Raw genomic sequence first — 13419 nt, 5'->3', positions numbered from 1 at the left:
ATTGTAAAGATGGCGCTCTATTAGGCTCTCGATCGACGCCCTCAGTGAGAAGCCGGTTTGATGTCGAAACGGGAATCAGGAATTGATTTTAAGAAGGTCACGTCAGACAGGTCAAAACGATTGTAGTTTCCAAGGGCGTCATAAATGATGGCCCGATTTATAGTGTAACGAATTCTGTCAACGCCCAGAACTATTTTAACCTGTGCCTGTGAGTTGGCGTTATTGGTTAATTCAAGGAAAATCAGCTTTTCTTCCTGTTCGGGTTGTCTGGGAGACAACTCAACCCTGAAATTTTTGTCCAGAGCCGCGATGTTGGTAAAAAAACCAAAGAAATTCTCAATATTAATTTCCGGGGGCACTTCTCCGTGCACCTGAGATCCGTCATCGTAAAAATATACCAGGTAATTCCTGCCCTTCATCACTACCTTTTGCCGTTCAGGACTAGATACTTCCAGGGCTATATCCAGCGGTTTTTTTACATACATTCGGCCATGAAACCTGTCTCTCATATCCATGGCCACATTGACGGTCAATTGATCAAATGACGCAGTGAAGCAGCAGTTCGTGTTGTAGGTGTCCTGAATCTTTTTGATTATATTTTGGACATCCAGAGTTTCGCCCCGGCTGGGACCAGACAAGAGAGAGAATGTCACAAAAATGAGTGGAATAAGAAAAAAGATTTTCTTCAATTCAATAACCTTCCTGAACGGAACGCTTGAACAATGCTGTCCCTGATAGATTGCAAATCGAAAGTATCTTTGGGCATCGATATATTTCGAGATCTCAACTCCTCCACAAGTAATCCAACCGTGGGCAATATTCGCCTAAGTTCGGAATGATTACGTAGCTCTGAACAAACTTTCCGGATAGAACCGAAACAAACCTCTTGCCCCTCATGAATTACCAGAAGCAAGTCTAATTCCGAGAGGAAACAATCCATTTCGTGAGATACTATCATTACAGTACGGGAGCCGCCATTATTGAAAGATCTTATGAAATCCTTCAGTGTGACCAGAGAAGGTGGATCAAGGTCCGACGCCGGCTCGTCAAGTATCAGAATTTCAGGATCGTTGACAAGAGCCCCAGCCAAAGCGACGCGTCTTTTTTCACCAGACGAAAGTTCGAAAGGACTCCGGTCTCTTATCTCATCAATTTCTAATCTAACTCTGGAACATGCTTTGCTGACTAGTACTTCGACATCCTCTTCAGAGAAGTCATCATTGTTAATTAATGGGAAGGCTATATCGCGGAAAACTGTTTCTTCAAACAATTGTTTTTCAGGGTGTTGAAAGACTAGCGCAACTTTTTTTCTTAGGTCGGAACCATACTTCGAAATATCTGCGCCACCCAAAACAATTCTCCCTGAATCCGGTTTCAAAAGTCCGTTAAGGGTTCTAACCAAAGTCGTTTTTCCTGACCCTACCAGTCCCAGTATGCCGACAATTTTGCCTGAAGGGACGACGAAACTGATATTCTTGAGGGCCTGACGCTCTAGAGGGGTTCCGCGATTGAAACTGCAATTTAGATTTTCTACTCTAATTTCCAATAATGCCTGTTTGTTCGTGGTATTAATGCAGAATTTTCGTAGAGAGTCTCAAATTAGTCTTTGACTCGCCAGCTAGATCCAGTGGGGCCATCTTCTATCAAGATTCCTAATCCCAAAAGCTTATTTCGTATATCATCGCCTAGCTTGAAATTCTTGTTCTTTCTGGCGTCAGATCTTGCCTGAACCAATTCTTCAATTTCTTCTTCGGTTATACTGAGGTCCTTGGCTCCTGACCGGCGAGCATTTTCTATGAATGTTTCCGGAGACTCGTTCAACAGCCCGAAAACATCGCGAGCCCATCCCGTCAAACTTTCGCCCGCCTTTTCAACAAGATCCGGCCTGGGCGCATTATCCCGATTCTTTCCGGCCTCAGTGTGGATTCGGTTGATAGCCCTTGAAGCTTCAAAAAGTAGCGCCAACCCTCTGGGGGTATTAAAATCATCATCCAGGGCTTCCCGAAATTTGGCGTCCAGGTCCAACAGTTCTTCGGGCAGGTCATTTGATGCGCCGTTCATTTTTATGAGTTCTTCCAAGGATGCCAGGGCTGAGTAAAGACGCTCTAGACCTACGGACGCTTCCCTGATGGAAGTGTCATTATAGTCCAGTGGACTACGGTAGTGACTTGACAGCAAAAATAAGCGCAAGGCTTCGGGATGAACTTCCTTGAGGATGTCTCTGATATTCAGAACGTTCCCGAGAGATTTGGACATTTTCTCCGAACGTATGTTTACGAAACCATTGTGTATCCAATACTTCGCAAAAGGCTCCCCTGTGGCTGCTTCAGACTGGGCTATCTCATTTTCGTGGTGTGGAAATGTAAGGTCGGCTCCACCTCCATGTATGTCGAAACTTGATCCAAGGTACTTCATGCTCATTGCTGAACACTCGATATGCCAGCCTGGTCTGCCCGGGCCCCACGGGCTGTTCCAAAACGGTTCGCCTTGTTTGGCCGCTTTCCACAAAGCAAAATCTAGTGGATCTTTCTTTTTTTCGTCGACACCGACACGGGCCCCTGAAACCAGGTCTTCGGTCTTTTTGCCCGAGAGCTTGCCATAAGATGAAAAACTGGAGACTGAGAACATAACATCCCCATCAACTTCGTAAGCGTGGTTTTGTGATATTAGCTCACCGATTAGCGATATTATGTCCTGAATATGATCAGTAGCCTTGGGTTCTATTGTAGGTCGCCTGACGCCGAGGGAATCCATATCCACATGAAATTCTCTTATGTATCGCTCAGCTAGTTCTTGCCAGTTTTCCCCCCGCTGGTTGGCCCGATTTATGATCTTGTCGTCAATATCAGTAAAATTTCGGACATAGGTGACATCAAAACCGCTTTTCAGGAGATGCCTGTATATGACATCGAAGAGCACGACAGATCGAGCATGGCCAATATGACACATGTCATAGACCGTCACTCCGCATACATACATCCCAACTTTTCCCGGGTGAACTGGTAGAAACGGACCCTTTTTTCTAGTCAGTGTATTGTAGATTTTCAACTCCATACGTTTCTCCAATGAATATTGCTTCACAAGTCCTGGATTTCTTCGAGCAACGCTACCGCAGAAGCGGCCAACCCCTCATGTCTGCCTATAAATCCAAGACCTTCAGTTGTAGTGGCCTTAATGTTTACACGATTTACATCAATTGCTAAAGCTTCAGATACGTTCCGACGCATCGATTCCCTGTAGGGACCAATTTTGGGTTTTTCCGCAAAAAGAGTCACATCAACATTCGAAATCTTAAGTCCTAAAAGCACTATCCTGGCGCAGACATCAGACAAAAGACCAATACTTGAAGCCCCTTTGTATTTTGGGTCTGTGTCGGGGAACATCATTCCAATGTCGCCAAGTCCTGCAGCGCCCAGCAACGCGTCGATCACCGCATGAACCAACACGTCGGCGTCCGAATGGCCTTCGAGTCCGAAAGGATGATCAATGTCAACTCCACCTAAAATCAGCCGCCTGTCAGCGACAAGTCTGTGGGCGTCAAATCCTTGTCCTATTCGCAAAGAATAGCCTCCACAATCTGATGCCTCGAACTTAATTCATAGACCATACCGCGTCAAGAAAACTGAGGAACTCCGACCATCAGCAGAGTCCAGTTTGGGGACTTTGCTTGACGCTGCCCATCATCCGGCATAAAATCTAAATCATTTAAAACGAGTAGCCAAATATTCCTCAAAGTTTCAGCTACTTGATATTGAGAAATGACTAAAGAAAAATCAAGATTCAATTACCTGAAGGCTTTTAGCGGAATGTTTGTCTGGCTGGGAGTAGGCCTGCCGTTATTGCTGCTCTGCGGGCTGATATTCGGTTCTTTAGGGTCAGTATTCGGCGTATATCTCGTTTTTTCAAAAGATCTTCCAAAAATACCGGATCTGAGAGCTTACCGGCCTAAAACGGTTTCCACGTTTTTTGCCGATGATGGGTCAGTTATCGGTCTTTTTTACAAAGAAAAGCGATTCCCAATTCCTTTGGATACAATCCCCCCTCATGTAATGAACGCGTTTCTAGCGGCTGAAGACGCCAGGTTTTTCTCACATCCGGGAATCGACTTGCTGGGAATAGCCAGAGCCGCAATCAGGAACCTCAAGTCAGGTGAATTCTCTCAGGGCGCTAGCACAATCACTCAACAGGTCACAAGGAATTTTATTCTGACCAAGGAAAAGAAGCTGTCGAGGAAAATCAGAGAGGCCATTCTCTCTTTCAGACTGGAGAAGTCTTTATCCAAACAGGAAATACTCAGCCTTTATCTAAATGAAATATATCTCGGACGAGGAGCTTATGGTGTAGAAGCCGCGGCGAGGACTTATTTTGGGAAATCAACGGAGGGGTTAACGGTTGCAGAGGCCGCCATGATCGCGGGGCTTGTTTCAAATCCTAACAGGAGCGCTCCTCCAAAGAATCTCGAAAACGCCATGAAAAGAAGGGAATTTGTCCTTAGCAGCATGCTCCGAAACAGTTTTATAACGCAGGAACAGTTTCAGAAAGCGATGGATGAAGTCCCCGCATTCCGGGAGAATCTTCCCAATCCCTTCACCAGAGCGCCATACTTCACTGAGGCTGTGCGCCAGAAGATCATTGAAAAGTATGGAGCGAAGCGACTTTACAATGAGGGGCTGCAAGTCTGGACCACACTGGACCCGCGTCTGCAGGATACGGCCGCGTCTGCTCTGTTAAAGGGGGCGCAAGGTTGGGAGAAGCGCGAGCGTCGACCACAGGGACTATTGAAAAGATTGAAACCATTGGAAGCTAAAGAGTTTGTTAACAGCTCGTCTCCAGAGTCTTTCAAGGTAGGTGAGACAGTGCAGGCGTTGGTGCTGTCTTCTCCGGAAAACAAGAAACAAAAAGGCAAGAAAAATGCCGCTCCTGGCTCCGAAGAATACCTTCTGTCTCTAAATGGCAATATCAAATTCCATATGAAACTTGCTCAAGGATCAGTATACAGACCTAATGATCTCCTTGATTTCCGGGTTACCCAATCTGATGAGAAGAATTTTTCACTCCAACAAATTACGGCGCCGCCGATACAGGGCGCTGTTGTCTGCATAGAAAACAGCAGTGGATACATAAGGGCCCTTGTAGGAGGGATGGATTTTGATAAATCCCACTTCAACAGGGCCACTCAGGCTATGCGTCAACCAGGAAGCGCTTTCAAGCCGGTTGTTTATTCAGCGGCTCTTGAGAATGGGGCCTATAGTCCCAACACCATGGTTGTTGACGAACCAATTGCGGTATTGATCGATCCGAGTGAGCCGGAGTGGATGCCTTCCAACTCGGATGGCGGTTTTATCGGTTCAACCAACCTGACAAGAGCCTTGGCTTTATCCCGAAACATTGTCGCTGTGAAGCTACTCATGGATGTAGGGCTGGACACTACCATCAGCATGGCGAGAAGCATGGGAATAAAATCCCCATTAGGTCATAACCTGTCTCTGGGGCTCGGCTCATCAGAGGTCACGCCGCTTGAGCTAACCAGCGCATATACGGTGTTCCCCAACATGGGGGCTTTGATAACCCCTGTAATGATCAAGAAGGTAGTGGACCGTTTTGGGAATGTGCTTGAAGACAATACCAGACCTATCATAAATCCCAATGACAACAAGGATCCTTCCCCAGCCTGGATAGCGAATAAAATTGTGGAAGTTGACCCAGTCCATCCTGGTCCCGGTCAAGATCTAGACGATGAGGATGTTACAAACCATGCTTCTGTCCAGGACAATCCGGTGGTTGAAACAAATCAACCCAGCCTGCATCTCGAATCTGTGCTAAAAGGCTCCTTTCCAAGCATTAAGGGCCCTGAAACAAGGACCATTGAAAGGGCGATGAGTCCTCAAGCAGCGTTTCTCATGGTCAACATGCTCACGCAGACATGCGTTTCAGGCACAGCTTCCAATGTGGCGAAAATGCGCAGGACGGACCTGGCTGGTAAAACCGGCACGACGGACGGATGCGCCGATGCATGGTTCATAGGATTCAATCCTAGTTACACAACTGGTGTATGGATCGGTTTTGATTCTAAAATCTCACTCGGCAAGCATGAATATGGGGGCATAGCAGCTCTGCCGGTATGGATGGATTTCATGAGTGAAGCGCTCAAAGGGACAGTGTCTCAAGCCTATACCCCTCCACCGGGTATCGCTTTCCGGTCCCGACTTCAACAAACAGATCCTTATGGCAATAGGGCGAATAATTCAGGACCTGACTTTGATCCAAGTTTCGGGGCGAAGCAATATTGTCCTGTTGACGCTCCGCACTTCATGGTCGGAGGACCTGCTGGTTATCCTATGGGAATACAGACAGGGTACTCTTCAGGCTACATGTATCAAGGGGCAATGAGGGTACTGTCCCCAACGGGGCAAACACTGGGTTACGCATCCACATTAAATGATGACAGGGGACGGACGTTGCTTTATCCTGAAAGCTCCTACGATGGGCGAATGGGCTATTCTGAATTGCAGGAATCATATGATAGTCAGGGCATGAACGAGGGTAATCCGTACGATCAGTCGGGCGCGGGTTATATGAATCAATATCCTTCTCAGATCTGGGGTAGATAATGAAATCTCGTAGTTGGTCTGCGATAATTACAATTCTAACAATTCTTGTCGCAGGGGTGGTCATAGGCATGTGGCTCAACAAACGGCCCGCTGTTGTTTCAAAGCCGGCGCCTCCACCTGAAGCTTATAAGGCGCTCGAGACGGATGAATCGGTTGTAATGAGGGTTTATAAAGAGCTTAGCCCTGCCGTGGTCAATGTTGTTACTAAGACGCTCGCATACAATTTCTGGATGCAGGTAGTTCCGCAAACCGGCCAGGGAACAGGATTCGTAATTGACCAACAAGGACACATCTTGACCAACAGCCACGTAGTTGGCCATAGTCAAAATATTGAAGTGACCTTCATCGGGGAGCGAAAACTTCCGGCGAAACTGATCGGACAGGACCCTGTGAGTGACCTTGCGGTAATTAAGGTGGATCCCTTCAAGGGAATGGAGGTAGCTCCTCTTGGGGATTCCGACAACCTTTCCGTCGGCCAGCGTGTGATAGCCATAGGGAATCCGTTTGGTTTTCAACATACTGTTACCGCTGGTTTCATAAGCGCTTTGAACAGAGACATCGTAGTCGATCAAAGGACTATGATCGGAATGATCCAGACGGATGCGGCCATTAACCCTGGTAACAGCGGAGGGCCACTTATCAATTCAAGGGGTAAAGTCATAGGGATCAACACAGCCATATTTAGTCAGACCGGCGGGTTTATGGGGATAGGCCTGGCTCTCCCGATTGATAGGGCTAAAAAAGTTGCGCATCAAATATTGAAACTGGGCCGTGCAGTATATCCCTGGTCGGGGATAGTTTCGGGCACAGACATTGATCCTCAATTGGCTCAAAGTCTCGGGGCGCCTTCAGTTAAGGGATTCTTGATCACCATGGTGGCTCAAGGGAGCCCCGCTTACCAGAGCGGCCTCAGAGGCGGGAATCAGTTTGCCGGTGTCTATCGAGGCCGTCCTTTGCTGCTTGGTGGAGATATAGTTACAGCGTTGGATGACATTCCAACTCCGACATTTGATGATTTCCAGAATCTTATTTCTCAGAAAAACATAGGGGATGAGGTCAAATTAACAGTGGACAAAGGCGGCAAGCCAGCGACTGTGAAGATTAAACTGGGGGAGGACCCCAGAATCGGTCGCTAAATTTTGAACGACTGAATTATTGACAATTTCGTTTCCTCCAATTAAAGTTAAACATTACGTCGTATCTCCGACGTAATGTTCTGTCATACCTCCAGTGCGCCCGTAGCTCAGCTGGATAGAGCGTCTGACTACGGATCAGAAGGTCGGGAGTTCGAATCTCTTCGGGCGTACCAATAATATCCTCACAAACCAAACAGTTTCATATTTGGCTTCATCCGGCTTTTCTTCTCAAGATTACGATTGAGTGAGATTTGCGTGAGTTATTAACATGTCATTGGCGATAATTATTGTGGACATAGTTAGTTTCATTTGTTGATAACTTTATCAACTGTGACATAAAAGGAGTTAATACAATGGGAAACACAATCGGCTATATTAGGGTTTCAAACACACTCCAGGCCGAAGAAGGTGTCAGTTTAGAGGCTCAGAGCAGGAAAATCATGTCCTATTGTGATCTCCATGACGTGGAATTAATTGAGATAGTAGAAGATTCAGGGCTTTCGGGAAAGTCGATCAGTGGGTGCCCCGGTATCCACAGAGTCCTTAATCTAGTCAAGTCCCGGAAAGTGAAAAATGTCGTGTCGTCCTCACAGAGCCCGGATGGTTATAATTATAGGTCTGAATACGGTTCCTTTAAACTTTTGAATTTCTAATTCCGGCGTAACCGAAGTCGACTGTCATACAATTCTCCACTAACAAATTTCGGCCATCGAAAATAATTACTGACTCTGATCCAATTTTATCCTATTCTAACTTCCAGCCATTGATTCAATAATCAAGCATGGTAGACAATTTGCCGCTACACATTAGCGACGGCGCAAGTCAGAATATCTGACTTCTGATGTCGCTGGATTGTTCTTCGCTCCAATCATTCTGACCTTTGCGTGCTAGGGAGGGCGTCGATAAAGACCATTTTTTTAACATGTGTCCCAAGAGACGAAGTCCTAAAAGGCCATCTCAAAGAAGAGATTTTCCGGGCCAGCCTCAACGAAATATACGGCGGTCAGGCTGAAGATGTTTACCAGGACCCGAATATTTTCTTTAGCCATACATTCGTAACCGACGGTTTGAAGACCCTCGCCAATGAGGCGCTTGGCAGATTGACAGGCAGTAGCCCGGTAATCAGGCTGGAAACATCAATTTGAATGTCGGCAAAATTAATGTGTTGCCAAAACCGATACATTGATCGTGATCTGCACCAGATATATTTCTTCAGATTTTAGTTACTGACTTCTTGATTTTTATTACCTAATAGGTAATACTTTTGGGGGGCGGCATGGACATTTTCTTTGCGTCCAGAAAGTTACAGAGAACTTTTAATTCAGAAAACCAATTGTGTCGTGTTTACGGTGAAACAAGAGCGAAAATAATAAAGCGACGGATATCAGTTTTGGCCGAGGTGTCAAATTTGGATCAGGTTCCAAAATTGCCTCCGGACAAGTGTCACGCTCTGGCTGGTGAAAGAAAAGGACAATTCGCTGTATCTATCGGGAAACAGTTCCGACTGATATTCGAACCTGCGCACGACCCGGTTCCTACCACGGAGGATGGCGGGACTTGTTTGAAGTCCATCACTTCTGTAAGGATCCTGGGTGTTGAGGATTATCACTAATGAAGAAAGCGGCTAAATATAAATTCAAACCTGATTATGCAGTATCCCCAGGCGAAATCCTTGAAGAGACTCTTGATGCTCGCTGTATACAAAAGACGGATTTTGCTCTTCGTACAGGCCTCTCACAAAAGACCATATATGGCATTATTGCTGGAAATGCCCCAGTTTCCCCGGAGACGGCGTTAGCGCTTGAACGGGTCCTGAGCACTCCTGCTGAGGTCTGGCTTAATCTACAGGCAACATATGACGCGTTCGTCGCTAGGAAAAAGGCTTCAATCAGAACGGCAGAGGAGATTTCCTGGGCGAAATCATTTCCACTCAAAGACCTTGAGAAGATAGGAATGATTGATTCATCCCAAGACTCCGTGGAAAACGGATTGCGTTTCTTTGGAGTAGCTTCGATCGACGCGTGGAAGAAAATTTATGGCAAGAGGATTGAGCGCTTGACCAAGTCATTGGGGTCTAAAGACCGTCTGTATAGCAATCTGACGTGGCTTCGTATGGTCGAAATTAAGGCCTCCGAAATTGAAACAGACCCTTTTGATGAAACAAAATATAAGAGATGTCTGTCAAGGTTCGACAAATCTGACAAACAAGACCCTTATAGACTAATCGACACTATTTCTAACGATTGCCGGCAATCAGGAGTGGCCTTAGTATTGGCCCCACAATTAGGGAGAGCCAATATTAATGGAGCAGCATTTTGGCAAACCCCATCCAAACGTGTTATCGCTATTGGAGTTAGAGACAACAATGACAATCAATCATGGTTGAAATTCTTGAATGAGGCCTTACGCCTGCATCGCCACAGGAAGAAAGAAATTTTTATTGATGAACAGGAAATTCCAACTAGAAATCGCTCAGCTTCAAAAAAGCGAAATAGCTCTCTCACTGGAGGAAGCGCAACCTGTTGAGCCGCGAGCCAAAGGCTCTCACCTTATCACTGTGGCAGGTCTCCCGCTAAAGATAACGCTGGAAACAATTTTGACTATACTCAAAAAACAGGGTTATCCCCCCACACAATTCGCACCTCAACGAAAAGAACCTTTCGATCTCGATGAACCGGCCGGAGTCAGATTGGGCCTGATGTTTTTTTGCCCCTAAACCTCTGAAGAAACCATCACGTATGGCAGAAATTGTCTCGGAGATAAATCGAGTAATGGTCCAAGAAAAATGGACACTGGCTTAGGTGCAAGAGGTCTTGTAGGCCCTCTTAAAATCATTGAAAGGCTTGCCATCTCTCAGAAAAACGCGATTTGTTTTATGATTCCTCGGTAGTTTGGCTAACAAGGTTTTCACTCGGGGATGCAGCCACCAACCGTCGGCAATTGCGGATGATGTGAATTCTCTGTCCGACAGGCTCTTAGAAGCTGATATTTAGAGCTAAACCCGCGGCAATATCGTACCGAGTGAATGTGAGATTAATCTCGTCCAGAGGTAATACTGAAAAACCGGGCGAAGACACACAGTTGTTTGTGACATCACCCTTCCCGGAAATTCGCAGCCAGCCGGATTTCCCCCAAAGGCTTAAGTTTACGAGCGGAAGCCAGTTCATGAGATATTGGATATTGAATTCAAGATACGAGGCCGGCTCATTCGACGTTAAGATTGTGTAACAAGAAACACCGGATATCTGAGAGGCGTTTGCGCTCACTCTAGCCTCCATCTTGATATGTGACGGCGCAAACAAGCTGCCGATGAGGAATGCTTTAAAACTTTTTCCATTCAAGCCACATCCGATGTATGGTAGCCAGATGTAGCTATCGGCTTGATATGCCTTAAAAGTCACACTGGTAATTTTTGATCCAGTTGCGGCTTTGATCTCATAAGGCTCTTTAAACGCCAAACGAAAATCGTCATACCTAAGGCCGGCCTCTATGCTGAGAGGACCCAGTATTGATTGAATCAAGCCTGTCTCAATTTCAATCCAACTAAAATCGCTCTGTTTCCCGAGGAGTCGCTCGGCTGCTTCACGAGTCTCGGGAAACCAGGTGTTCAAAAGTCCCTGCAAAATATTGCCGGAGATCCTTGCAAACACGGAGGCTCCGCTGATGAATTGAGCTTCTATTCCAGCCTCAGCGACCCAGAGGTCCACTTCTTTGAGCTTTATAGTGTAGTAATCGCCAACTAAATCGGCCGATTCATTGAAAAGAAAAGTGTAAGGAACTGGAATTATGGCTCTCCAGCCTACTCTACGGTATCCGAATTTACCATAGGGGAAAAATTGAATTCGACTGACATTTGGAAACCCAATATCCGGAATAAATCCAACTAACTGAGAAGACAAGGTCTCAGACTTTGCCGATGCCTGGTCTGACGCGCGAGCAATCTTCGTAGGAGAACCTAAGATGCCTACAGTCAATACCAAATAGATAAGAACCAGAAATATTGTTTTACGGAATATCCGCGACGCTGAGTTGTCATCCGCAAATCGTAAGGCGCTATGTGTCTGCAGGATGTGTTTTTCCAGCAAGCCATGAAAGAATTGATCGTGAAAATGAGTGCGATGACAAAAAATCCTCCTACCCTCGCCTGTTTGGAGCGTACTAGACTGCTTTTCGATCGGCTTTAGCACGGAAACCGCAGTGATTTGGTAGCCTCTCAATGTTTTGCTACGACGGCAATATCTTCTTGAGTATTTTGTGTCAAATGCCAAGACTGCGGTGGTCTTGGTGGGTTAGCACCGTTACCCTCAACCGAGGGTTTTGGTCTATTCGCTATCTATGGACGGATTTCTGTCGCTGGGGCCACTAGAGGAGCCTGAATAGCCGCCTTTTTTATCGCGGAATGTCCATCCATCTCCATTACGCTCCGCTGCCCCCCGATAGGCGCCATCTGGGCCAAAATATTCTCTGCGTACATCGTTCCCACGCCACATTCCGGCATATTTGCCGTCCTTGTCACGATAGATGCCGTCCGCATGGGCTAGAGAGATTATCAGGAGCGATAACATTATGACTGTGAGTCTCATTGTTCACTCCCCGCAACATTTTTGGCTTTGATCGAATAGAGGCGCCTCTTTAACCTTTTTGCTTTTGCTGGAAGGACTAACCTCAAACGACAGCTTCGGACGCCCTAAGTGGACCCAAATGGCGCTATCGATAACATGGGATACCGAATATCCCTCCTGGTAAAGCTCCTGGAGCATATTATATAGTGATTCGTCCACTGTTATCGCCATTTTGACTCTTTTAGCTTTTTGGTCCTTCGTGGGCCTGGGACAGCTTGGTAATTTGTCGCCCATCGTGTTTCTGAGCCTCCTGATCCAGAGAATCCTGAAATACGTAAAGTCCATTCTGGGGCTGTTGTTTGAGCCTGTCAACCAAATCCTCAAAAATGGTGTTGTGTTCCAATGGAGGCAATGGTCTCTTTGTCATGATAGTGTTAATTTCTATGGTGATGTAATTGACTTCTAGCTAAACATTGACATCTTTTATCTACTAATTTCGAAAGGGAGATGGATAATGCGCACGAACACTAAATTGCTTGCCGTTGGACTCCTGGTTTTTTGCTCCGTTGTGTCTCCATTTGTCTCTGCGGTCTTTGCAGAAAATGTCGACACGGAACTCAACAAATTTCAAGGAACGTGGGTTTTGATTTCTGGAGAAATGGATGGAAAGAAGATTGCAGATGAGGACGTTAGTAAGAACAAAATAATCTATCAAGGGAACCAGGGTCAGCTCACGTCTCCCCACCAGAGTAAGGAAACGATTTTATTTGATATCGTAAAAATAGACCCCACGAAAAACCCAAAAGAATTTACCCTGATCCGCAAGAACGGGCCAAGCGCGGGTAAGACAATAAGAGCGATTTACGAGTTCGACGGTAATGACCAGTTCAAATTTGCCTTCGACCCTACCGGAGCTACAACACCCAAAGAGTTCGCTACCAAAGTGGGGTCCGGGTACCTTCTACACATATGGAAACGGCTGAAGCCATAGGTGGAGAATTGTCCCATCGTGAAAGATATTTTTCGTACCCGCCTTAGCGTTCTTCGCTAGGGCTTTTTTATTACAACTTACCTCTTCAATTATTCCCTGTTTCACGACTTTTCTCAATC

At 46.2% G+C, this 13419-nt stretch carries 14 protein-coding genes and 1 tRNA gene; 8 read left to right on the top strand and 7 right to left on the bottom strand.

Features of this window, described 5'->3' with window-relative positions:
• Positions 1-41: 41 nt before the first annotated feature.
• The 4 genes from WC647_00745 to ispF are packed head-to-tail and all read right to left on the bottom strand — an operon-like array spanning position 42 to position 3560.
• A complete protein-coding gene (locus WC647_00745) occupies positions 42-689 on the bottom strand; it encodes an outer membrane lipoprotein carrier protein LolA (GenBank protein MFA6220818.1) in 648 nt (215 codons plus the stop codon).
• Positions 686-1546, bottom strand: a complete 861-nt coding sequence (locus tag WC647_00740) for an ATP-binding cassette domain-containing protein (GenBank protein ID MFA6220817.1) — start codon at positions 1544-1546, stop codon at positions 686-688. Before WC647_00740 ends, WC647_00745 begins: the two co-directional genes overlap by 4 nt.
• Before the next feature lie 53 nt (positions 1547-1599).
• Positions 1600-3054 carry a cysteine--tRNA ligase gene (cysS, locus tag WC647_00735; GenBank protein ID MFA6220816.1) on the bottom strand — a complete coding sequence of 485 codons (1455 nt, stop codon included), beginning with the start codon at positions 3052-3054 and terminating at the stop codon, positions 1600-1602.
• 23 nt (positions 3055-3077) lie between these two features.
• Positions 3078-3560 (bottom strand): 2-C-methyl-D-erythritol 2,4-cyclodiphosphate synthase, encoded by a 483-nt coding sequence (ispF, locus tag WC647_00730; protein MFA6220815.1) that lies wholly within the window; start codon positions 3558-3560, stop codon positions 3078-3080.
• A 198-nt stretch (positions 3561-3758) separates the two neighbouring features.
• Between ispF and WC647_00725 the strand changes: the two genes are divergently transcribed.
• The 7 genes from WC647_00725 to WC647_00695 all read left to right on the top strand — a co-directional run bounded on the left by WC647_00725 (position 3759) and on the right by WC647_00695 (position 10273).
• On the top strand, positions 3759-6611 hold the full coding sequence (locus WC647_00725) for a PBP1A family penicillin-binding protein (GenBank protein MFA6220814.1): 2853 nt from the start codon (positions 3759-3761) through the stop codon (positions 6609-6611).
• Positions 6611-7747: a trypsin-like peptidase domain-containing protein gene (locus WC647_00720; GenBank protein MFA6220813.1), complete on the top strand. Its 1137-nt coding sequence runs from the start codon at positions 6611-6613 to the stop codon at positions 7745-7747. Before WC647_00725 ends, WC647_00720 begins: the two co-directional genes overlap by 1 nt.
• Before the next feature lie 96 nt (positions 7748-7843).
• Positions 7844-7920: transfer RNA gene (locus WC647_00715), tRNA-Arg, on the top strand.
• A gap of 180 nt (positions 7921-8100) precedes the next feature.
• A complete protein-coding gene (locus WC647_00710; protein ID MFA6220812.1) occupies positions 8101-8400 on the top strand; it encodes a recombinase family protein in 300 nt (99 codons plus the stop codon).
• A gap of 231 nt (positions 8401-8631) precedes the next feature.
• The gene (locus WC647_00705) at positions 8632-8892 is read left to right on the top strand and encodes a hypothetical protein (protein MFA6220811.1); all 261 of its coding nucleotides are present in this window, start codon (positions 8632-8634) and stop codon (positions 8890-8892) included.
• Between the two features lie 131 nt (positions 8893-9023).
• On the top strand, positions 9024-9359 hold the full coding sequence (locus tag WC647_00700; GenBank protein ID MFA6220810.1) for a hypothetical protein: 336 nt from the start codon (positions 9024-9026) through the stop codon (positions 9357-9359).
• Positions 9359-10273, top strand: a complete 915-nt coding sequence (locus tag WC647_00695) for a HigA family addiction module antitoxin (GenBank protein ID MFA6220809.1) — start codon at positions 9359-9361, stop codon at positions 10271-10273. Before WC647_00700 ends, WC647_00695 begins: the two co-directional genes overlap by 1 nt.
• A gap of 449 nt (positions 10274-10722) precedes the next feature.
• Here WC647_00695 and WC647_00690 read toward each other — a convergent pair whose 3' ends face one another.
• The 3 genes from WC647_00690 to WC647_00680 form a co-directional block, all read right to left on the bottom strand.
• Entirely contained in the window at positions 10723-11964 is a 1242-nt protein-coding gene (locus WC647_00690; GenBank protein ID MFA6220808.1) for a hypothetical protein, read from the bottom strand.
• Between the two features lie 105 nt (positions 11965-12069).
• Positions 12070-12330: a hypothetical protein gene (locus WC647_00685; GenBank protein ID MFA6220807.1), complete on the bottom strand. Its 261-nt coding sequence runs from the start codon at positions 12328-12330 to the stop codon at positions 12070-12072.
• A gap of 220 nt (positions 12331-12550) precedes the next feature.
• Positions 12551-12736, bottom strand: a complete 186-nt coding sequence (locus tag WC647_00680; GenBank protein MFA6220806.1) for a hypothetical protein — start codon at positions 12734-12736, stop codon at positions 12551-12553.
• Between the two features lie 87 nt (positions 12737-12823).
• On the opposite strand from WC647_00680, the gene WC647_00675 reads away from it, so the two are divergent.
• The gene (locus WC647_00675; protein MFA6220805.1) at positions 12824-13300 is read left to right on the top strand and encodes a TIGR03067 domain-containing protein; all 477 of its coding nucleotides are present in this window, start codon (positions 12824-12826) and stop codon (positions 13298-13300) included.
• Positions 13301-13419 lie beyond the last annotated feature (119 nt).

This window comes from Desulfomonilaceae bacterium (assembly GCA_041662605.1).
Classification (GTDB): Bacteria; Desulfobacterota; Desulfomonilia; order Desulfomonilales; family Desulfomonilaceae; genus CAJBEZ01.
Note: the sequence above shows the minus strand (reverse complement) of the source record. Positions and strands in the feature narration are given on the sequence as shown.

Coding starts and splice junctions, on each gene's coding strand:
- cysS (MFA6220816.1), bottom strand. CDS start 3,054: ATGGAGTTGAAAATCTACAATACACTGACTAGAAAAAAGGGTCCGTTT.
- WC647_00725 (MFA6220814.1), top strand. CDS start 3,759: ATGACTAAAGAAAAATCAAGATTCAATTACCTGAAGGCTTTTAGCGGA.
- WC647_00720 (MFA6220813.1), top strand. CDS start 6,611: ATGAAATCTCGTAGTTGGTCTGCGATAATTACAATTCTAACAATTCTT.
- WC647_00710 (MFA6220812.1), top strand. CDS start 8,101: ATGGGAAACACAATCGGCTATATTAGGGTTTCAAACACACTCCAGGCC.
- WC647_00700 (MFA6220810.1), top strand. CDS start 9,024: ATGGACATTTTCTTTGCGTCCAGAAAGTTACAGAGAACTTTTAATTCA.
- WC647_00695 (MFA6220809.1), top strand. CDS start 9,359: ATGAAGAAAGCGGCTAAATATAAATTCAAACCTGATTATGCAGTATCC.
- WC647_00685 (MFA6220807.1), bottom strand. CDS start 12,330: ATGAGACTCACAGTCATAATGTTATCGCTCCTGATAATCTCTCTAGCC.
- WC647_00680 (MFA6220806.1), bottom strand. CDS start 12,736: ATGACAAAGAGACCATTGCCTCCATTGGAACACAACACCATTTTTGAG.
- WC647_00675 (MFA6220805.1), top strand. CDS start 12,824: ATGCGCACGAACACTAAATTGCTTGCCGTTGGACTCCTGGTTTTTTGC.